The 19489-nt window shown below is 73.9% G+C and carries 20 protein-coding genes and 1 riboswitch; of the genes, 10 read left to right on the top strand and 10 right to left on the bottom strand.

Translation table 11 applies throughout. The features are described 5' to 3' along the window. Positions 1–263: 263 nt before the first annotated feature. From purB to AB0O07_RS10250, 5 genes are all read right to left on the bottom strand, one after another. Positions 264–1697 (bottom strand): adenylosuccinate lyase, encoded by a 1434-nt coding sequence (gene purB / locus AB0O07_RS10270; RefSeq protein WP_365629962.1) that lies wholly within the window; start codon positions 1695–1697, stop codon positions 264–266. Positions 1698–1781: 84 nt separating this feature from the next. Then, complete coding sequence (locus AB0O07_RS10265; RefSeq protein ID WP_365629959.1) at positions 1782–2585, bottom strand: SGNH/GDSL hydrolase family protein; 804 nt, start codon at positions 2583–2585, stop codon at positions 1782–1784. Positions 2586–2718: 133 nt separating this feature from the next. After that, positions 2719–3732: a hemolysin family protein gene (locus AB0O07_RS10260; protein WP_365630365.1), complete on the bottom strand. Its 1014-nt coding sequence runs from the start codon at positions 3730–3732 to the stop codon at positions 2719–2721. Then, positions 3732–5279, bottom strand: a complete 1548-nt coding sequence (locus tag AB0O07_RS10255; protein ID WP_365629956.1) for a hemolysin family protein — start codon at positions 5277–5279, stop codon at positions 3732–3734. Before AB0O07_RS10255 ends, AB0O07_RS10260 begins: the two co-directional genes overlap by 1 nt. Before the next feature lie 84 nt (positions 5280–5363). Further along, positions 5364–5789, bottom strand: coding sequence for a GNAT family N-acetyltransferase (locus tag AB0O07_RS10250; protein ID WP_365629953.1), 426 nt, complete (start codon positions 5787–5789; stop codon positions 5364–5366). 202 nt (positions 5790–5991) lie between these two features. On the opposite strand from AB0O07_RS10250, the gene AB0O07_RS10245 reads away from it, so the two are divergent. After that, a complete protein-coding gene (locus AB0O07_RS10245; RefSeq protein WP_365629950.1) occupies positions 5992–7020 on the top strand; it encodes a medium chain dehydrogenase/reductase family protein in 1029 nt (342 codons plus the stop codon). 23 nt (positions 7021–7043) lie between these two features. Here AB0O07_RS10245 and bioD read toward each other — a convergent pair whose 3' ends face one another. From bioD to bioB, 3 genes are read right to left on the bottom strand one after another with little or no spacing between them, the layout of a single operon-like run. Further along, positions 7044–7781 carry a dethiobiotin synthase gene (gene bioD, locus AB0O07_RS10240; RefSeq protein ID WP_365629947.1) on the bottom strand — a complete coding sequence of 246 codons (738 nt, stop codon included), beginning with the start codon at positions 7779–7781 and terminating at the stop codon, positions 7044–7046. Positions 7782–7803: 22 nt separating this feature from the next. Continuing rightward, positions 7804–9201 (bottom strand): adenosylmethionine--8-amino-7-oxononanoate transaminase, encoded by a 1398-nt coding sequence (locus tag AB0O07_RS10235; protein WP_365629944.1) that lies wholly within the window; start codon positions 9199–9201, stop codon positions 7804–7806. After that, complete coding sequence (bioB, locus tag AB0O07_RS10230) at positions 9194–10450, bottom strand: biotin synthase BioB (RefSeq protein ID WP_365629941.1); 1257 nt, start codon at positions 10448–10450, stop codon at positions 9194–9196. Before bioB ends, AB0O07_RS10235 begins: the two co-directional genes overlap by 8 nt. A gap of 144 nt (positions 10451–10594) precedes the next feature. Between bioB and AB0O07_RS10225 the strand changes: the two genes are divergently transcribed. Both AB0O07_RS10225 and AB0O07_RS10220 read left to right on the top strand, forming a co-directional pair. Then, positions 10595–11815, top strand: coding sequence for an 8-amino-7-oxononanoate synthase (locus AB0O07_RS10225; RefSeq protein ID WP_365629938.1), 1221 nt, complete (start codon positions 10595–10597; stop codon positions 11813–11815). Positions 11816–12112: 297 nt separating this feature from the next. Further along, the gene (locus AB0O07_RS10220; protein ID WP_365629935.1) at positions 12113–12553 is read left to right on the top strand and encodes an ATP-binding protein; all 441 of its coding nucleotides are present in this window, start codon (positions 12113–12115) and stop codon (positions 12551–12553) included. 73 nt (positions 12554–12626) lie between these two features. Here the strand turns inward: AB0O07_RS10220 and AB0O07_RS10215 are convergent, their stop codons facing one another. After that, on the bottom strand, positions 12627–13100 hold the full coding sequence (locus tag AB0O07_RS10215; protein ID WP_365629933.1) for a C40 family peptidase: 474 nt from the start codon (positions 13098–13100) through the stop codon (positions 12627–12629). Between the two features lie 3 nt (positions 13101–13103). Next, a riboswitch (cyclic di-AMP (ydaO/yuaA leader) is annotated at positions 13104–13299 on the bottom strand. Between the two features lie 354 nt (positions 13300–13653). Further along, positions 13654–14280, bottom strand: a complete 627-nt coding sequence (locus AB0O07_RS10210) for an ATP-dependent Clp protease proteolytic subunit (protein WP_365629930.1) — start codon at positions 14278–14280, stop codon at positions 13654–13656. Positions 14281–14381: 101 nt separating this feature from the next. Between AB0O07_RS10210 and AB0O07_RS10205 the strand changes: the two genes are divergently transcribed. From AB0O07_RS10205 to AB0O07_RS10175, 7 genes are all read left to right on the top strand, one after another. Then, positions 14382–14675, top strand: a complete 294-nt coding sequence (locus AB0O07_RS10205) for a type II toxin-antitoxin system Phd/YefM family antitoxin (RefSeq protein WP_365629927.1) — start codon at positions 14382–14384, stop codon at positions 14673–14675. 190 nt (positions 14676–14865) lie between these two features. After that, positions 14866–15168 (top strand): urease subunit gamma, encoded by a 303-nt coding sequence (locus AB0O07_RS10200; RefSeq protein WP_365629924.1) that lies wholly within the window; start codon positions 14866–14868, stop codon positions 15166–15168. Positions 15169–15181: 13 nt separating this feature from the next. Next, positions 15182–15493, top strand: a complete 312-nt coding sequence (locus AB0O07_RS10195) for an urease subunit beta (RefSeq protein WP_365629921.1) — start codon at positions 15182–15184, stop codon at positions 15491–15493. Next, positions 15486–17210 carry an urease subunit alpha gene (locus AB0O07_RS10190; protein ID WP_365629918.1) on the top strand — a complete coding sequence of 575 codons (1725 nt, stop codon included), beginning with the start codon at positions 15486–15488 and terminating at the stop codon, positions 17208–17210. Before AB0O07_RS10195 ends, AB0O07_RS10190 begins: the two co-directional genes overlap by 8 nt. 37 nt (positions 17211–17247) lie before the next feature. After that, positions 17248–17922: an urease accessory UreF family protein gene (locus AB0O07_RS10185; protein ID WP_365629915.1), complete on the top strand. Its 675-nt coding sequence runs from the start codon at positions 17248–17250 to the stop codon at positions 17920–17922. A gap of 77 nt (positions 17923–17999) precedes the next feature. Then, a complete protein-coding gene (ureG, locus tag AB0O07_RS10180; RefSeq protein WP_365629912.1) occupies positions 18000–18677 on the top strand; it encodes an urease accessory protein UreG in 678 nt (225 codons plus the stop codon). Continuing rightward, the gene (locus AB0O07_RS10175; protein ID WP_365629909.1) at positions 18674–19465 is read left to right on the top strand and encodes an urease accessory protein UreD; all 792 of its coding nucleotides are present in this window, start codon (positions 18674–18676) and stop codon (positions 19463–19465) included. Before ureG ends, AB0O07_RS10175 begins: the two co-directional genes overlap by 4 nt. Positions 19466–19489: the final 24 nt, after the last annotated feature.

The raw sequence follows: 19489 nt of genomic DNA, 5'->3' as shown, positions 1-19489 counted from the left end.
GGTTCGACGGAGAGGGGCTGGTGAACGACTTGTTGCATCGTCGTCACCGTTGTGCAAACTTGTCAACGCTTGCCACGGAATTGGCAAGACGGTGGGCAAGGGCCCCCGCGTACCGGCGCACCCGGCCCACCCGGCGCACGTGGCGCACGTGGCGCACGTGGCGCGTACGGCACATCGCGTACTGCACATACGGAACCGCCCGTGCCCCTGTCCGGTGGGACAGGGGCACGGGCGGTTCCGTCTTCGCTCTCCGCGTCAGGCCCTCACAGGATGGCGCCCGGCGTGTACCCGGCGGCCTCCGGGTGGCGCTTCACGATCTCCTCGATCCGCTCCGCCACCGCCGCGATCTGCCCCTCCGCCGCGCCCGTGAAGGAGAGCTTGTCGGCCATCAGGGCGTCCAGCTCCGCCCGGTCCAGCGGCATCCGCTCGTCCGCCGCCAGCCGGTCGAGGAGTTCGTTGCGCTCGGCGCCCCGCTCCCGCATGGCGAGCGCCGACGCCACCGCGTGCTCCTTGATGACCTCGTGCGCCGCCTCCCGGCCCACCCCGGCCCGTACCGCGCCCATCAGCACCTTCGTCGTCGCGAGGAACGGCAGGTACCGGTCGAGTTCACGGGCGACCACGGCCGGGAACGCGCCGAACTCGTCCAGGACGGTCAGGAAGGTCTCCAGCAGCCCGTCGAAGGCGAAGAACGCGTCGGGCAGCGCCACCCGGCGCACCACCGAGCAGGAGACATCGCCCTCGTTCCACTGGTCGCCCGCCAGCTCGCCGGTCATCGACGCGTACCCGCGCAGGATCACCATCAGCCCGTTGACCCGCTCGCAGGAGCGCGTGTTCATCTTGTGCGGCATCGCCGACGAGCCGACCTGGCCGGGCTTGAAGCCCTCCGTGACCAGCTCGTGCCCGGCCATCAGCCGGATCGTCTTCGCGACGGAGGACGGCGCGGCGGCGAGCTGCACCAGCGCGCTCACCACGTCGTAGTCGAGGGAGCGCGGATAGACCTGGCCCACCGAGGTGAACGCCCGCGCGAAGCCCAGATGGCCCGCGACCCGCCGCTCCAGCTCGGCCAGCCGGGCGGTGTCCCCGCCCAGCAGGTCGAGCATGTCCTGCGCCGTGCCGACCGGGCCCTTGATCCCGCGCAGCGGGTAGCGGCCCAGCAGCTCCTCCAGCCGGCCGTACGCCACCAGCAGCTCGTCGGCCGCCGTCGCGAACCGCTTGCCGAGGGTGGTGGCCTGCGCGGCCACATTGTGCGAACGGCCCGCCATGACCAGCGCGCCGTACTCGCCCGAGAGCTTCCCGAGCCGGGCCAGCACCGCGACCGTACGGTCCCGGGCCAGCTCCAGCGAGAGCCGGATCTGGAGCTGCTCGACGTTCTCCGTCAGATCGCGGGAGGTCATGCCCTTGTGGACCTGCTCATGCCCGGCGAGGGCGTTGAACTCCTCGATCCGCGCCTTCACATCGTGCCGGGTGACCTTCTCGCGCTCGGCGATCGACGCCAGGTCGACCTGGTCGATCACCCGCTCGTAGTCGGCGACGGCGGCCTCCGGGACATCGATCCCGAGGTCCCGCTGCGCCCGCAGCACGGCCAGCCAGAGCTGACGCTCCAGCCGTACCTTCTGCTCGGGGGACCAGAGCGCGGCCAGCTCCGTGGAGGCGTAGCGGCCGGCGAGGACATTGGGGATACGAGGCTTGGGAGTCACGTGAGCCGATTCTACTGTCGGTTCACGCAGCGCGACGCCGCGCCCGCTCTCGTACGATCCCACAAGCCCGCCCGGCGCCGTACGTCACGGTGCGGCGCCCTCCTGAGGCGCGCCGGACACGCCGTCGTACGGCAGCAGTTCGGGCCGCTTCGCCGCCCGGCCGTCCCCGCTGGAGCGCCCCGTCACCCGCCGCATCACCCACGGCCCCAGGTGCTCCCGGGCGAACCGGAGGTCGCTCATCCGCCGGGCCGGCCACCGCGCGGGCACGGCGGGCGGCAGCTCCGCGCGCCACTCCTCCTCGGCGGGGAGCCCAAGCCGCTGCCAGACCGCCTCGGCGACCCGGCGGTGGCCCTCGGCGGTCAGATGGAGCCGGTCCACGTCCCACATCCGCTGGTCGCCGAGGACGGGCGCCGAGTAGATGTCCACCACCAGCGCGCCGTGCGCCGAGGCGAGTTCGTCGACGACGGTGAACAGCTCCTCGACGCGGGGCCGGATGCGGTCCATCACCGGGCCGTTCCGCGCCGGGCTGCGCATGAGGACGAGCTGCCCGCACGCCGGGGCGAGCCGCTCCACCGCCTCGGTGAGCAGCCCGCGCACCCGGCCCATGTCGACCTTGGGGCGCAGCGTGTCGTTGAGCCCGCCGACCAGGGTCACCACATCCGGCGCCATGGCCGCCGCGCGCTCCACCTGCTCCTCGACGATCTGGCCGATGAGCTTGCCGCGCACGGCGAGGTTCGCGTACCGGAACCCGGGGGTACGGGCCGCCAGCCGCGCGGCGAGCAGATCGGCCCACCCCCGGTAGGAGCCGTCGGGGAGAAGGTCGGACATGCCTTCCGTGAAGGAGTCACCGACCGCGACGAAACTGGTGTAGCTGGCATTCATCTCCATGGCGCAGCCGATCGTACCCCCCGGTAGCACCCGCCTCCCGCCCCGGTCTCCCGCCCCTTCCGCCCCGGTCTCCCCGTACCCCCGGCCCCGTTCTCCCCGTACCCCGGCGCCTGTCTCCCCGTACCCCCGCCGCCTAGGCGTGCCGTCCCACCAGCTCCCGCAGCACGTCCTCCATGGTGACCAGGCCCTCCAGCCGCCCCTCCTCGTCCCGTACGGCGGCGAGATGGGTACGGCCCCGGCGCAGCGCGGTCAGGACGTCGTCCATCGGGGTCGTCGCCCGGACCCGGGCGATCACCCGCATCCCCGCGACCGGGAAGGGCTCGTCGCGCGGGGCCGCGTCGAGCGCGTCCTTCACATGGAGATAACCGAGGATCCGGCGGGCCGGATCCACCACCGGGAACCGCGAGTAGCCGGTCTCCGCCGAGAGCCGCTCCAGCTCGGCCGGGGTCACCCCGAGCCGTACCGTCACCACCCGTTCCAGTGGCAGCACCACATCGCGCACCGGGCGCCGCCCCAGCTCCAGCGCGTCGTGCAGCCGCTCCGCCGCCCGGTCGTCGAGGAGCCCGGCGTGGCCCGCGTCGGTGACCATGCGGGCCAGTTCGTCATCGGTGGAGGTGGCGGACACCTCGTCCCGGGTCTCCACCCGGAGCAGCCGCAGCAGCCCGTTCGCGCAGGCGTTCACCGTGAAGATCACCGGCCGCAGCGCCCCGGCGAGCGCCACCAGCGGCGGGCCCAGCAGCAGGGCGGCGCGCACGGGCTCGGCCAGGGCGACGTTCTTCGGCACCATCTCGCCGAGCAGCATGTGCAGATACGTGGCGAGGGTCAGCGCCAGCACGAACGCGATCACATGCCCCACCCCGGCGGGGACGCCGACGGCATCGAAGACGGGCTCCAGCAGATGGGCGATCGCGGGCTCGGCGACGATACCCAGCACCAGGGTGCAGAGAGTGATCCCGAGCTGCGCCGCCGCCAGCAACCCCGAAACCTGCTCAAGCCCCCGCACCACCCGCAGCGCCCGCCGGTCCCCGGCCTCGGCGGCGGGCTCGATCTGGCTGCGGCGCACGGAGATCAGGGCGAACTCGGAGGCGACGAAGAAGGCGTTGACGACCAGGGTCAGCAGCGCGACAAGAAGCTGCCCGGCGATGATCACGCCCCCTCCCCGTCCCGGCCGGGGGCGCCCGGCCCGGAGCCGTCGCCCGGCCCGGAGCCGTCGCCCGGCCCGGAGCCGTCGCCCGGCCCGGAGCCGTCGCCCGGCCCGGAGCCGTCGCCCGGCGCGGTGGCGCCTTCCCCGTCCGTACCGTCGCCGCCGCTCCTCGCGCCGTCCGCCCCGGCACCGTCCGTCCTGTCCACCCGGCCCGCGCCGTCCACCGCGCCCGCCCCGCCCGCCGCGTACGGTGCGCGCAGGAGGAGGCGGGCGGCGCGGTGGCCGGTGGCGTCCAGGACCTCCAGGGTCCATCCCGCCACCGTCACCCGGTCGCCCTCCGCCGGGATCCGGCCCAGCTCGGTGGCGACCAGGCCCGCGAGGGTCTCGTACGGGCCCGCCGGGAGCCGGAGGCCGATCGGCGCGAGGCGGTCCGCGCGGACCGCGCCCTCGGCCTGCCAGCGGGCCCGGCCCGCCGGGTCCGGGCCGAGCGGGGCGAGGTCCGCGCGCTCGTGCGGGTCGTGCTCGTCCCGTACCTCGCCCACCACCTCCTCGACGATGTCCTCCAGCGTCACCACCCCGGCCGTCCCGCCGTACTCGTCGATCACCACGGCCATCGTCACGCCGCCCGCCGACAGCCGGTCGAGGAGGGTGTCCACGGTCAGGCTCTCCGGCACCAGCAGCGGCGGGCGCATCAGCTCGGTGACCGGATGGTGCGGGCGCCGCTCCGCCGGGAGCGCCAGGACGTCCTTGATGTGCGCGATCCCGACGACGGTGTCCAGACCGCCCCGGTACACGGGGAAGCGGGAGAGCCCGGTGGCGCGGGTCGCGTTGGCGACATCCTCCGCCGTGGCCCGTATGTGCAGGGCCATCACCCGCACCCGCGGGGTCATCACGTTCTCGGCGGTCAGTCCGGCCAGGCCGAGGGTACGGACGAAGAGCTCCGCCGTGTCCTCCTCCAGCGCGCCCTCCCGCGCCGAGTGCCGGGCCAGCGCCATCAGCTCCTGGGGGCCGCGCGCGGAGGCCAGCTCCTCGGCCGGTTCCAGGCCCAGCCGGCGCACGATGCGGTTGGCCATGGCGTTGAGATGGCTGACGAAGGGGCGGAACGCGGCCGTGACGCACCGCTGCGGCGTGGCCACCACCTTGGCGACCGCCAGCGGCGCCGAGATCGCCCAGTTCTTCGGCACCAGCTCACCGACGACCATCAGCACCCCCGTCGACAGCGCCGTCCCGATGACCAGCGCCACCGAGGACGCCGTACCGGGGGAGAGACCCAGGGCCAGGACCGGCCCCCGGATCAGCTTCCCGACGGACGGCTCGGCGAGCATGCCGACCACCAGATTGGTGACGGTGATACCGAGCTGGGCGCCGGAGAGCTGGTAGGTGAGGCTCCGTACGGCCTTCAGCGCCCCCGCCGCGCCGCGCTCACCGCGCTCCACGGCCCGTTCGAGGTCGCCGCGCTCCACGGTGGTCAGGGAGAACTCCGCAGCGACGAACACCCCGCAGGCCAGGGCCAGCAGGACCGCCACCAGAAGCAGAACCACCTCGGTCATCCGTTCACCTCCGTCTCATGGTCGCCGGAGGGGCGGCGGCCCGCGCGCCGTCGGACCGGGGACCGTAACCCGGGTGGCGGGGGGTCAGCCGCGCAGGGGCTTCACCCAGCGGCGCCAGTGGTCCTCCCGGTGGTACCCGGCCGCCGCCCAGGCGTGGTGCGCCCGCTCGTTCTCCTCCAGGACCATCGCGTCGCCGCGCCGCCCGCCCAGCGCGGCGAACCGTTCCTCCGCGGCGGCCAGCAGCGCGCTCGCGATGCCCTGTCTGCGCAGCTCCGGGTGGACGGCGAGCCGGTAGAGGGAGCACCGCCAGCCGTCGAAACCGGCGATCACGGTCCCCACGAGCCGGCCCCCGCGCTCCGCCAGGATCAGCGCCTCCGGGTCCCGGCCGAGGAGCGCGGCCACCCCCGCGCGGTCGTCGCTGACGCTCGTCCCCTCCGCCGCCTCGCGCCAGAAGCGCAGGACGGTGTCGATGTCGGAGGAGGTGGCGGGACGGACTTCGAGGTCGCTCATGGCCCGAGCCAAACACAGGGCGACCGCCGTGGCCAGCGGTTTTGCGAGCGGGCTCCGCCTTGGCCCGCATACGTGAGTTAGAGGGTCTCGCAAAGCTGATTGACACTCGCCGCCCCATGGAGTTATAACTTCTAACGAACGGGAAAGCGCATCGCGAACGGTGCCGGACGAGCGACACGTCGCAACGAGTGAGGAGGGCGTCATGAACGCCGAGGGTCTGGTCGAGGTCGTCCTGCCGGGCAAGGTCGAGCCGGAGGGCCTGGAACTCCGGTACGGGGCCGTGCCGACGGCGGGTCCGGGCCAGGTGGTGGTCCGCATGGAGGCGACCGGGGTCTCCTTCGCCGAGCAGCAGATGCGCCGGGGCAAGTACTACGACCAGCCGCCCTTCCCCTTCGTCCCCGGTTACGACCTGGTCGGCACGGTGACCGGCACCGGCGCGGGCGTCGACCCGGCCCTGACCGGCACCCGGGTCGCCGCGATGGTGAAGACCGGCGGCTGGGCCAGCCATGTCCTGGTCGACGCGGCCGACACGGTCCCGGTCCCGGAGGGGATCGGCCCGGCGGAGGCGGAGACGGTGGTCGTCAACGGCGTCACCGCCTGGCAGATGCTCCACACCAAGGCCCGGGTACGGGCCGGCGGCACGGTCCTGGTCCACGGCGCCAACGGCGGCGTCGGCACCGTCCTCGTCCAGCTCGCCCGCGCCGCCGGAATCAAGGTCATCGGTACGGCCTCACCCCGCCACCACGACGCGCTCCGCGCCCAGGGCGTCACCCCCGTCGACTACCGCGCGGGGAACGTCGCCGCCCGCGTCCGCGAGCTGGCCCCCGGCGGCGTCGACGCCGTCTTCGACCATGTCGGCGGCCCCGGCCTCGTCGACTCCTGGCGGCTCCTCGCCCCCGGCGGCACCCTCGTCTCGTACGGCAGCGCCGCCACCCGTGACGTGGAGGGCTCCAAGCAGCTCCCGGTGCTGAAGATCCTGGCCCGCGTCCTGCTCTGGAACGCCCTCCCCAACGGCCGTCACGCGTACTTCTACAACATCTGGGCCGGCGCCCGCGCCAAGGACCGCTTCCGCGCCCGCCTCGCCGCCGACCTCACCCAGGTCTTCGCGGCCCTCCGGCGGGGCGACATCAGCGCCCGGGTGGCCGCGCGGATCCCGCTGGACCGTGCGCCGGAGGCCCTCCGCCTCGCCGAGTCCGGCACCGTCGCGGGAAAGGTCGTACTGATCCCGTAGCCGGTCCCGCCCCCGGTCCCGCGTCAGCGGCCGGGCCGCGCCCCCGGGACCTGGAACGTGTCCGTGAACCCGGCCGCGTCCCAGGTGCCGTTCAGCTCCGGGGCGAGCCACTCCGCCGCCCGGGCGCGGAATTCCGCCGGATCCAGCGCCCCCGCCCCCGCCGGCACCGCCCCCAGCAGCGGGGCACCGGCCGCCTCCGGCAGGTCCGCCAGGTTGCAGCGGGCCGCCAGGTCCGGTGCGGCCGGCCAGCTTCCGATCACCACGCCCAGCGGCGTGAGCGACCTGGCCCGCAGGGCCTCCACCGTCAGGGCGGTCGCGTTGAGCGTGCCGAGTCCGGCCTGGGCCACCACCAGCACGGGCGCGGCCAGCAGCCGCGCGGCGTCGGCGAGGGTCGCGCCCGTCTCGTCGAACCGTACGAGCAGCCCGCCCGACCCCTCGACCAGCACCAGATCGTGCTCGGCGGCCAGCTTCTCCGCCGCCTCCGCGATCTCCCCGGGCCGCACCGGCTCCGCACCGGCCCGCGCCGCCGCCGTCGCGGGCGCCAACGGCTCGGGGAACCGGGCCAGTTCGACCCCGGTCACCTCGCCGGCCAGCCGCACCACCTCCGCCGCGTCCCCCGGCTCCCCCGGGGCGAGACCGGTCTGTCCCGGTTTCAGTACGGCGACACCGCGGCCCCCGGCCACCGCCGCCGCGGCCACGGCGGCCGTCACGACGGTCTTGCCGATCTCCGTCCCGGTCCCGGTCACGATCACTGTCGGCATGTGTACTGGATCACCCTTTCCCTCATCCTTTCCGCGTCGTCGCCGCGTCCGTCGTCGCCGCGTCCGTCGCCACCGCGACCACCGCACGGCAGATCCGGGCGATGTCGTCGTCCCCCGTCACATACGGCGGCATCGTGTAGACGAGGTCGCGGAACGGCCGCAGCCAGACGCCCTCCCGCACCGCCGCCCTGGTCGCGGCGGCCATGTCCACCTCGCGGTCGAGCTGCACCACCCCGATCGCGCCCCGCACCCGTACCTCCCGCACCCCCGGCACCGCCGCGGCCGGCGCGAGCCCGGCGCGCAGCCCCGCCTCGATCCGCCGGACCTCGCTCGCCCAGTCCTGGCCGAGCAGCAGGTCGATCGAGGCGAGCGCGACGGCGGCGGCCAGCGGATTGCCCATGAACGTCGGCCCGTGCGCCAGCACCGGGACCTTCCCGCGTGCGATGCCCTCGGCCACCCGAGGGGTGCAGAGCGTCGCGGCCATCGTGAGATAACCGCCGGTCAGCGCCTTGCCGACACACATCACATCGGGGCAGATCCCGCCCTGTTCGGCGGCGAAGAGCGTCCCCGTACGGCCGAATCCGGTGGCGATCTCGTCCAGGATCAGCAGGACATCGTGCGCGTCGCACGCCTCCCGCAGGACCCGCAGATACCCGGGGGAGTGGAAGCGCATCCCGCCCGCGCCCTGGACGACCGGCTCGACGATCACCGCGGCGAGTTCGTCGGCGTGGCGGGCGATGAGCGCCCGCAGCCCCTCGGCGTACCCCTCGTCGTACCCGGCGGGCGGCGCCTCCGCGAAGATCTGCTCGGGCAGCACCCCCGCCCACAGCGCGTGCATCCCGCCCTCCGGGTCGCACACCGACATCGGCTGCCAGGTGTCCCCGTGGTAGCCGCCGCGCCAGGTCAGCAGCCGCCGCTTGGCCGGACGGCCCGCCGAACGCCAGTACTGGAGGCACATCTTGACGGCGACCTCGACCGAGACGGAGCCCGAGTCGGCGAGGAAGACATGGCGCAGCGGATCCGGGGTGATCTCGACCAGCCGGGCCGCGAGCCGGACGGCGGGCTCATGGGTGAGCCCGCCGAACATCACATGACTCATCCGGTCCAACTGCCCGCGCGCCGCCTCGTTGAGCACCGGATGGTTGTAGCCGTGGATCGCCGACCACCAGGACGCCATGCCGTCGACCAGCTCGCGCCGGCCGTACGTCTCCCGGGCGAGCCGGAGCCGTACCCCGGAGGCCGACTCCACGACCAGCGGGTCCGTACGGCCCGGCATCGGGCCGTACGGGTGCCAGACATGGGCCCGGTCCAGGTCGAGCAGGGCGTCCGGGGTGAGCGGCCCGGCGGACGGCGACGCTCCGGCGGGGTGGTGCGGTCCGGCGGGTGACCGGGATCCGGCGGGGTGGGGCCGGTCAGGCATTGGGGGCCAGATCGGTTCCCGCGCCCCTGCGCCGTACGGAGACCAGGTCCTTCCGGAGCCCGGACGGGGTCGCTCCGGCGGCCGGGACGGCAGTCGGAACGGCGGCCGGCTCAGCGGCCGTATCCGTCGCGGGCGCCGCGTCGGCCGCCCCTGCCCCGCCACCGCACCCCGTGCCTGCCGCTTCCGCCCCGCCACCGCACCCGGCGCCGCCGTCGCCGTCCCCGCCGTAGGGGGCGCAGCCGCCCGCCCGGTGGCCGGGGAGCGTCGTCGTGCCCGCGCCCTCCACCTCGAAGCCCGCGTCCGCGATCATGTCCAGATCGGCCTGGCCCGCCTGGCCCTCGCTGGTCAGATAGTCGCCCAGGAAGATCGAGTTGGCCAGGTGGAGGGCGAGCGGCTGGAGCGTCCGCAGATGGACCTCGCGCCCGCCCGCCAGCCGTACCTCGACATCCGGGCAGACGAACCGGACCATCGCCAGGATCCGCAGACACCGCTGCGGGGTGAGGTGCCACTCCTTTTCGAGCGGGGTGCCCTCCATGGGGATCAGGAAGTTCACCGGCACGGAGTCGGGGTCGAGCGCGCGCAGCGAGAAGACCACGTCGACCAGGTCCTCGTCGCTCTCCCCCATCCCGGCGATCAGCCCGGAGCACGCGGAGAGCCCGGCGCCCTGCGCCAGCCGTACGGTGTCGACCCGGTCCTCGTAGGTGTGGGTGGTCGTGATGTCCCCGTACGTCGCCTCGGACGTGTTGAGGTTGTGGTTGTACGCGTCGGCGCCCGCCGCCCTGAGCCGCTCGCCCTGCCCGGCGGAGAGCAGCCCGAGGCAGGCGCAGACCTCGACCTCCTCGTTCTGCTCCTTGATCGCCTCGATGGTCCGGGAGACCCGGTCGATGTCCCGGTCCGTCGGCCCCCGGCCGCTCGCGACCAGACAGACCCGCTTGGCGCCGCCCGCCACCCCCGCGGCGGCGACCTTGGTGGCCTCCTCCGGCTTGAGCCAGGTGTACTTGAGGATCTCCGCCTTCGAGCCGAGCCGCTGCGAGCAGTACGAGCAGTCCTCGGGGCAGAGGCCCGATTTCATGTTGATCAGATAGTTCAGCTTCACCCGGCGCCCGAACCACTCCCGGCGCACCCGGCCGGCCGCCGCGACCACGTCGAGCACGTCCTCGTCGGAGGTCGCCAGTACGGCGAGCGCTTCTTCGCGGGTCGGCAGCTCGCGCCGCAGGCCCTTCTCCACCAGCCTGTTCAGCAGATCCATGGGCCGATCCTTTCCTACCGGGGCCGCTGTGACCACGGAGGAACCCGACAACACCGCCGGATCGCGGTGTGTGCATAGCCACAGTAAAAAACGGTTCGACGGTGGTTAGGGTCTGTGAGCTGCCTACAAAAGGAGGACGGGACGATGGAACAGGACCCCCGCGACCCGACCGCCCCCGCCGACCCGTTCGACTGGACCGACGCCGAGGCGGTCCGGCGCGAGCGGGCCGGCCTGGTCCGTACGCTCCGGCCGCGCCCCGCCGACTCCGCCCTCCTCGACCTCGCGGGCAACGACTACCTCGGCCTCACCCGGCACCCCGCCGTGACCGGCGCCGCCGCCGGGGCCGCCCGCCGCTGGGGCGCCGGCGCCACCGGCTCCCGGCTGGTCACCGGCACCACCGAACTGCACACCGCGCTCGAAGCCGAACTCGCCGCGTTCTGCGGCTTCGAGGCCGCGCTCGTCCTCTCCTCCGGGTACGCCGCCAACCTCGCCGCCCTCACCGCGCTCACCGCCCGCGACACGCTGCTCGTCTCCGACGCCACCAACCACGCCTCGATCGTGGACGGCTGCCGGCTCTCCCCCGCCGAGACCGTCGTCGTCCCGCACGCCGACCCGGAGGCCGTCGCCAAGAACCTCGACGCCCACCCCGGGCGGCGCGCCCTGGTGGTCAGCGACGCGGTCTTCTCGGTGGACGGCGACGCCGCGCCCCTCGCCGGGCTGGCCGCCGTCTGCCGGGGCCGGGGCGCGGCGCTGCTGATCGACGACGCACACGGGTTCGGTGTGCTCGGTCCGGGCGGCCGGGGCACCCTGGCGGCGGCGGGCCTGGCCGGGGCCCCGGGGGTGGTGGCGACCGTCACCCTCTCCAAGGCGCTGGGCGCCCAGGGCGGCGCGATCCTGGGCCCCGCCCGGGTGATCGGCCATCTCGTCAACGCCGCGCGGACGTTCATCTTCGACACCGGGCTCGCCCCCGCCTCGGTGGGCGCCGCCCTGGAGAGCCTGCGGCTGCTGCGCCGCGAGCCGGAGCGTGCCGCGCGGGCCGGGGAGGTCGCCCGTACCCTGCACCGGCTGCTGACGGAGGCCGGGCTGACGGCCGTACGGCCGGACGCCGCCGTGGTCTCCGTCCAGGCGCCGTCCCCCGAGGCGGCCCTGGCGTGGGCCGCCGACTGCCGGAGCGCCGGGGTGGCCGTGGGGTGTTTCCGGCCGCCGTCGGTGCCGGACGGCATCTCCCGGATCCGGCTGACGGCCCGCGCCGACCTGACGGACGAGCAGATCGGCGCGGCGGTACGGACGGTCGTGGCGCGGGCGCCGGAGGCGGCGTACCGGATGGGGAGCGCGGGGGCCGGCGGAGACCACCCGGCGCGTTGACGGAGCCCCGGCCCGCCCGGCCGCCGCACCGGCGGGCCGTGCGGGCCGGGCAGGCCGTGCAGGTCGTGCCGGCCGGGCGGGTCCGGGGAGGGGAGAAGTCGTCTTTCCGGCGCCCAAATACGGTCTCGCGTTGCAGAGTTCACCGCTTCGAGCGACAGATATATGCGGATCCCGGTGGATCGGCGGTAAGGATGGTGCCATCAGTGGCAGGCTGTCGCGCAGCACGGTCCGAGGCCGTCCGCGCAGTCATCCGCTCTGTGCCGGAGTCCGGTCCGGCGGGAAAGGGACACCGTCGCCATGGCCGACCACCAGGAAGCAACCATCACCCTGCCGAGCGAGCCCCGTTCGGTACCCACCGCCCGAAGATATGTCGCGGATCTCCTGACCGAGTGGGGACTGCCGGAGGAGGCGGCGCTGGCCGGCACCGTCCGGCTGATCCTCTCCGAGCTCGCCACCAACGCGGTGCAGCACACCTTCGGCCAGTCGCCCACCTTCACCGTGGAGGTCCGCCTCGACCGCGCCGAGCGGCTGCGCGTCGGGGTGACGGACAGTCATCCGCGCTGGCCCCAGCGGCTCCCCGCGGCCGTGCAGCAGGACAACGGCCGGGGGATGGTCATCGTGCGCTCGCTGACCGCCGAGGCGGGCGGACGGCTCTCGGTCACCCCGACCGACGAGGGCGGCAAGACCGTCTGGATCGCGCTCCCCTGGACGGTCCCGCTGGCCCCGGCCGCCCCGTAGGACCACCCGGCCGGCCCGACGGCCGGGGCCCCGGAGACGGCCGGCGCCCGCTCACCGCCCGCTCACCCCGGGCTCACTTCACCCGCCCGTACCAGACGCTCTTCGACCAGATCTTCTCCAGCCGGACCAGTGAGCCGGTCTTCGGCGAGTGCCAGATCCTTCCGTTGCCCGCGTAGATCCCCACGTGGTAGACGCTGCTTCCCGAGTGGAAGAAGACCAGATCGCCCTTGCGGCGCGAGGACGGCGAGATGTGCCGGGTCTTGTTGTACTGGGCCTGGGCCGTGCGGGGGAGCTTCTTCCCCGCCTTCTGGAACGAGTAGAGCGTCAGCCCGGAGCAGTCGAAGCGGTGCGGCCCCGTCGCACCCCACTTGTACGGGGACCCCTTCTTCGACGCCGCGACCTTCAGCGCCCGGGCGCTGTGCGTGGCGGCCTCGGCCTCGGTGGTCGCCCCGGGGACCACCACCGAGCCGGCCACGGCGGCGAGGGTGAGGGCCGATACGGCCCCCGCCCGGGAGAGCAGAGACGGGACATATGTCTGCGCGGCCATGCGCAACCCTTCGTCAGCCGCCTGTGAAGGATGACCTGTCGGGTTCGGGCTGGCGAAGTTGCCCGGCCGCGGATGCGGCTTCACCCCGAGGGACGACCACTGGCGCGTCGACCCGTACTGCCTGGGTCCTCCACTCCTGCCGATCCACTCCTGTCGACCCGTCATCCGGAACGGCGGCAGGACTCGGCGTCCGCCCGGACCGCCCCGCCGGGGGTGGCGGGGGCTTGTCGTCCCAGGGATCTTGACCCAGAGCAGGGGCGGTTTCCGTCTGAAACGACGATATGTGAAGTTACTCACCCTTGGCCCATGTGGGTGGCGAAGGGGTGTCATGTCCCGGTTCCGGAGCCCTCGATGAGGCCCGTACCTGCGGTGCAGTGATCGCGAACCGGTCCCCTCCGGCCGGATCGCGCAACTCGCCTCGCCGATTCCGTCTCATCGGTTCATACGCCGAATGCGCGAGTCCTTCTCATACGGACGCGGCCATCCGGGAAGGTTCCGCCCCCCCAACTCCACCGACGGCGCTCCGGGCCGGCCTCCGCTCAGCGGCGGATGCTCACCGTCCGCCGAGGGTGGCCGCCCGGTTCCGTACGACATGGTCGACGAGGCCGTACCCGCGCGCCCCGGGCGCGTCGAGGATCGTGGCCCGGTCGATGTCGGCCGCGATCCGCTCGGCCGTGTTTCCGGTGTGGCTCGCGAGGGTCGTGGTGACCAGGGTGCGCAGCCGGAGCAGCTCCTCCGCGTGGATCAGCAGGTCGGAGGGCTGCCCGTGCATCGGCTCCTCGGCGGTGGGCTGCTGGAGGACGACCCGGGCACCGGGCAGCGCCATCCGTTTGCCGGGGGTGCCGGCCGCGAGGAGCACGGCGGCGGTCGAGACGGCCTGGCCCAGGACGATGGTCTCCACGTCGCAGGTGACGATCCGCATCGTGTCGTAGATCGCGCACATCGCGCTGATCGAGCCGCCCGGCGAGTTGATGTAGAGGCTGATGTCCCGGTCGGGCGCGGCGTATTCGAGGTGGATGAACTGCGCCACGACATCGTTGGCGGCGGTGTCGTCGACCGGTGTGCCCAGAAAGACGATCCGGTCCTCCAGCAGCCGGGAGTACGGGTCGCGGGTGCGGAACCCGGTGCTGGTCCGCTCGGTGAACTCGGGCAGGACGTGGCGGGCCGAAGGACGGTTCATGGCGTACCTCTCCTCAGGGGCGCGGGCACCACGGGGTGTGCCGCGATGGGGACGGCTCTCTGTAAAAAATGTACAGGACGTACAGAAGGCAGAATGAGGGCATGGCCTATGAGATTCCGGTGACGCAAGCCCGGGCAGAGCTGGCGGATCTGATCAACCGAGTCGTCTACGGCGGGGAGCGCGTCGTCGTGACCCGGCATGGAAAGCCGCTGGTCGCGCTAGTCTCCGCCGCCGACCTGGAGCGGCTGGAGAGTGAGCCGGAGGCGGTGGCCGAGGCGGCGGAGGAGCCCATGATCAGCTCGGTCTCGTCGCTCCGTCCCGTCGATTCCGCCCCGGGCGAACGGCGCCGCTTCGGCATCGCCGCCGAGCACCGGCCCGAGCACCGGCCCGAGTAGCCGCCGGGGCGCCCCCCGGCCCCGGGTGTGCTGCGGTTAACGTGTCCGAAAAACTTCCGTAAAACTTCCGTCCTACCTTGCTAAGCCGCCCTGCGGAGGCCCCTGGTGACCCTTCGACGGAGCGTTGCCGTTGGCTAAGATCACGCTCGGCCCGGCCGTCGACCGGGCCCGGAGAGGGTGAGGTGGAAGAGTGCGACTGTCGCCGCACGAGCAGGAGCGCCTGCTCATCCATGTGGCCGCCGATGTGGCCGAGAAGCGCCGGGCGCGCGGGCTGCGGCTCAACCACCCCGAGGCGGTCGCCCTGATCACCTCGCATGTCCTCGAAGGGGCCAGGGACGGCAGGAGCGTCGCCGAACTGATGGCGTCGGGGCGTCAGGTGCTCGGCCGCGACGACGTCATGGAGGGCATCCCCGAGATGATCCACGACGTGCAGGTCGAGGCCACCTTCCCGGACGGCACCAAGCTGGTCACCGTCCACGATCCGATCGTCTGACGGAGGAGCGGCCATGATTCCCGGGGAGATCCTCTACGCCGACGAGCCCGTGCCCCTCAACGAGGGGCGCGAGGTCACCGGGCTCACCGTCGTCAACACCGCCGACCGGCCCGTCCAGGTCGGCTCCCACTACCACTTCGCCGAGGCCAACCCGGGCCTGGAGTTCGACCGGGCCGCCGCCCGGGGCCGGCGGCTGCACATCGCCGCCGGCACCGCCGTCCGCTTCGAACCCGGCATCCCCGTCGCCGTCGCACTCGTCCCCCTCGCCGGTCTGCGGGTCGTGCCCGGACTGCGCGGGGAGACCGGAGGTTCCCTCGATGACTGACGCGCTCTCCCGCCCCGCCTACGCCGACCTCTTCGGCCCCACCACCGGCGACCGGATCCGGCTCGCCGACACCGATCTGCTGATCGAGATCGAGGAGGACCGCTGCGGCGGGCCCGGACGCGCTGGGGACGAGGCGGTGTTCGGCGGCGGCAAGGTCATCCGCGAGTCGATGGGCCAGGCCAGGACCACCAGGGCGGAGGGCGCGCCCGACACCGTGATCACCGGCGCCGTCATCCTCGACCACTGGGGCGTCGTCAAGGCCGACATCGGCATCCGGGACGGCCTGATCACCGGCATCGGCAAGGCCGGCAACCCCGACACGATGGACGGGGTCCACCCCGACCTGGTCATCGGCCCCGAGACCGAGGTCATCGTGGGCAACGGGCGGATCGTCACCGCCGGGGCGATCGACACCCATATCCACTTCATCTCGCCGACGGTCGTCGACGAGGCCCTCGCCGCCGGGATCACCACCCTCGTCGGCGGCGGCACCGGACCCGCCGAGGGCACCAAGGCCACCACCATCACCCCCGGCTCCTGGCACCTCGCCCGGATGTTCGAGGCGCTGGAGACCTTCCCCGTCAACATCGGGCTGCTCGGCAAGGGCAACACCATGTCCCGCGACGCCATGCACGCCCAACTCCGCGGCGGCGCCCTCGGGTTCAAGATCCACGAGGACTGGGGCGCCACCCCCGCCGTCATCGACGCCTGTCTGCGGGTCTGCGAGGAGAGCGGCGCCCAGCTCGCCATTCACACCGACACACTGAACGAGGCGGGCTTCGTCGGCGACACCCTCGCCGCCATCGCGGGCCGCACCATCCACGCGTACCACACCGAGGGCGCGGGCGGCGGCCACGCGCCCGACATCATCACCGTCGTCTCCGAGCCCCATGTCCTGCCCAGCTCCACCAACCCGACCCGGCCGCACACCGTCAACACCATCGAGGAACACCTCGACATGCTGATGGTCTGCCACCACCTCAACCCCGCCGTGCCCGAGGACCTCGCCTTCGCCGAGTCCCGGATCCGGCCCTCCACCATCGCGGCCGAGGACATCCTCCACGACCTCGGCGCCATCTCGATCCTCTCCTCGGACTCCCAGGCCATGGGCCGGGTGGGCGAGGTCATCCTGCGGACCTGGCAGACCGCGCATGTGATGAAGCGGCGCCGGGGCGCCCTCCCCGGCGACGGGCGCGCCGACAACCACCGGGCCCGCCGCTATGTCGCCAAATACACCATCAACCCGGCGGTCGCCCAGGGCCTCGACGACCGCGTCGGCTCCGTGGAGCGCGGCAAACTCGCCGACCTGGTCCTCTGGGACCCGGCGTTCTTCGGGGTGAAGCCGCAGGTCGTCGTCAAGGGCGGGCAGATCGCTTACGCGCAGATGGGCGACGCCAACGCCTCCATCCCCACCCCCCAACCGGTGCTGCCCCGGCCGATGTTCGGGGCGCTGGGCCGGGCGGCGGCCGTCTCCTCCCTCAACTTCGTCTCGGAGCCGGCGATCGAGGACGGTATCGGTGAACGCCTCGGCCTGGCCAAGGAGTTCGTCCCCATCCGCAACACCCGGCGGACCACCAAGGCCGATATGCGGGAGAACGACGCGCTGCCCCGCGTCGAGGTGGACGCCGACACCTTCACCGTACGGATCGACGGCGAGCCGGTCGAGCCCGCGCCCGCCGCCGAACTCCCCATGGCCCAGCGCTACTTCCTCTTCTGACAGGGCGGCCGATGAACGAATCTCCGGCGGGTGCGCGATGAGCCGGGCCGCTCTGCTCGTCCTCGCCGACGGCCGCTTCCCGGCCGGCGGCCACGCCCACTCCGGTGGCGCCGAACCGGCGGTCGAGGCGGGCCGGATCCGGGACGCCGGGGAGCTGGCCGGGTACTGCCGGGGGCGGCTGCACACCACCGGGCTCACCTCGGCGGCGCTCGCCGCCGCGGCGGCCCGGGGCCTGGACCCGCTGGAGCTGGACGAGGCCGCCGACGCCCGCACCCCCGCCGCCGCCCTGCGGGCCACCGCGCGCCGGCTCGGCCGGCAGCTCCTGCGGGCCGCCCGCGCCACCTGGCCAGGACCGGAACTCGACGCGCTCGCCGCCGCCCGCCCGCGCGGCGCCCACCAGCCCGTCGTCCTCGGGGTGACCGCCCGCGCGGCCGGCCTCACCCCGCTCGACGCGGCGTACTGCGCGGCGTACGAGACGGTCAGCGGCCCCGCCACGGCGGTGGTCCGGCTGCTCTCCCTCGACCCCTTCGAGGCCACCGCCGTCCTCGCCGGGCTCGCCCCCGCCCTCGACCGGGTCGCCGAGGAGGCCACCGGGTACGCGGAGCGCGCCGCCGCCGAGGGGAGCGCGGCCCTGCCCGCCGCCTCCGGGCCGCTGCTCGACATCATGGCGCAGGCCCACGCGGCCTGGCCGGTCCGCCTCTTCGCCTCCTGAGCCCGTACCCGTCCTGAGCCCGTACCCGTCCTGAGCCCGCACCCGTCCGCCCGACCTACTCCGACAGGAGCCGCACCATGCATCTCGACCACGGCCACGCGGGCCCGGCGGCCGTCTCCGCCGACGCCGTACGCCCCGACGGGCGGCGCCGCGCCCTCCGTATCGGCCTCGGCGGGCCCGTCGGCTCCGGCAAGACGGCGACCGTCGCCGCGCTCTGCCGCGCCCTGCGCGACCGGCTCTCCCTCGCCGTCGTCACCAACGACATCTACACCCGCGAGGACGCCGCCTTCCTGCTCCGGCACGCCGTCCTGCCGCCCGAGCGCATCCAGGCCGTCGAGACCGGCGCCTGCCCGCACACCGCGATCCGCGACGACATCTCCGCCAACCTCGAAGCCGTCGAGGACCTGGAGGACGCCGTGGGGCCGCTCGATCTGATCCTGGTCGAGTCCGGCGGCGACAACCTCACCGCCACCTTCTCCAAGGGGCTCGTGGACGCCCAGATCTTCGTGATCGACGTGGCGGGCGGCGACGACATCCCGCGCAAGGGCGGCCCCGGGGTCACCACCGCCGACCTCCTCGTCGTCAACAAGACCGACCTCGCCCCGTACGTCGGCTCCGACCTCGGCCGGATGGCCCGCGACGCCAAGGAGCAGCGCGGCGAACTCCCCGTCGCCTTCACCTCGCTGAAGAGCGAGGACGGGGTGCGGCCCATCGCCGACTGGGTGCTCGGCCGGCTCGCCGACTGGACCGCATGAGCCTCCGCGCCACCGCCAGGATCGTCGCCACCCGCACCGGGCTGCCCGTACTGACCGGCGAGGGGCCGCTCGCACCACGCCGCACCCGGGCCACCGGGCCCGGCAGCCGGGTCACCCTCGTCGGCGCCATGAGCGCACCGCTCGGCGGCGACCGGCTCACCGTCGAGGCCGAGGCACGGGAGGGCGCCGCGCTGACCGTGGACAGCGCCGCCGCCACCCTCGCCCTGCCGGGCCGGGTCCCCGCCCCCGCCCACTACGACGTACGGCTCACCGTGGGCGAGGGGGCCGAGCTGCGCTGGCTGCCCGAACAGACCATCTCGGCGTACGGCAGCGAGCTGCGGCTGCGCACCCGGGCCGAGGTGGCCCCCACCGCCCTGCTGGTCGTACGCGAGGAGCAGATCCTCGGCCGGTACGGCGAGGAGCCCGGCACCCTCTCCAGCCGGCTCACGGTCCACCGCGCAGGGCGTCCCCTCCTCGACCAGGAGACGGCGTGCGGCCCCGGCGCCCCGGCCGGCTGGGACGGCCCCGCCGGGGTGGCAGGACACCGGGCGCTCGGCCAACTCCTCGTCGTGGCACCGGCGTTCGCCGAGCACCCGGTCACCCCGCTGATCCTGGGCCCCACCGCCGTACGGACCCCGCTCGCCGGTCCCGCCGCCCTGGTCACCGCGGTCGCCCCGGACGCCCTGGCGCTCCGGCTCCTCCTCGACGAGGCCCTGCGCGAACTGCTCGCGGAGGCGGCGCACGGGCCACGCGCCCCGGCCGCCCCGGCCGTGGCGGTGCACCGCTGAGCGGAACCGGGTCACCGGTTATGG

It is taken from the genome of Streptomyces sp. NPDC093085, assembly GCF_040683935.1.
In the GTDB taxonomy this organism is placed as follows: Bacteria; Actinomycetota; Actinomycetes; order Streptomycetales; family Streptomycetaceae; genus Streptomyces.
The sequence above is the reverse complement of the archived record's forward strand: the minus strand, read 5'-3'. Positions and strand labels throughout refer to the sequence as shown.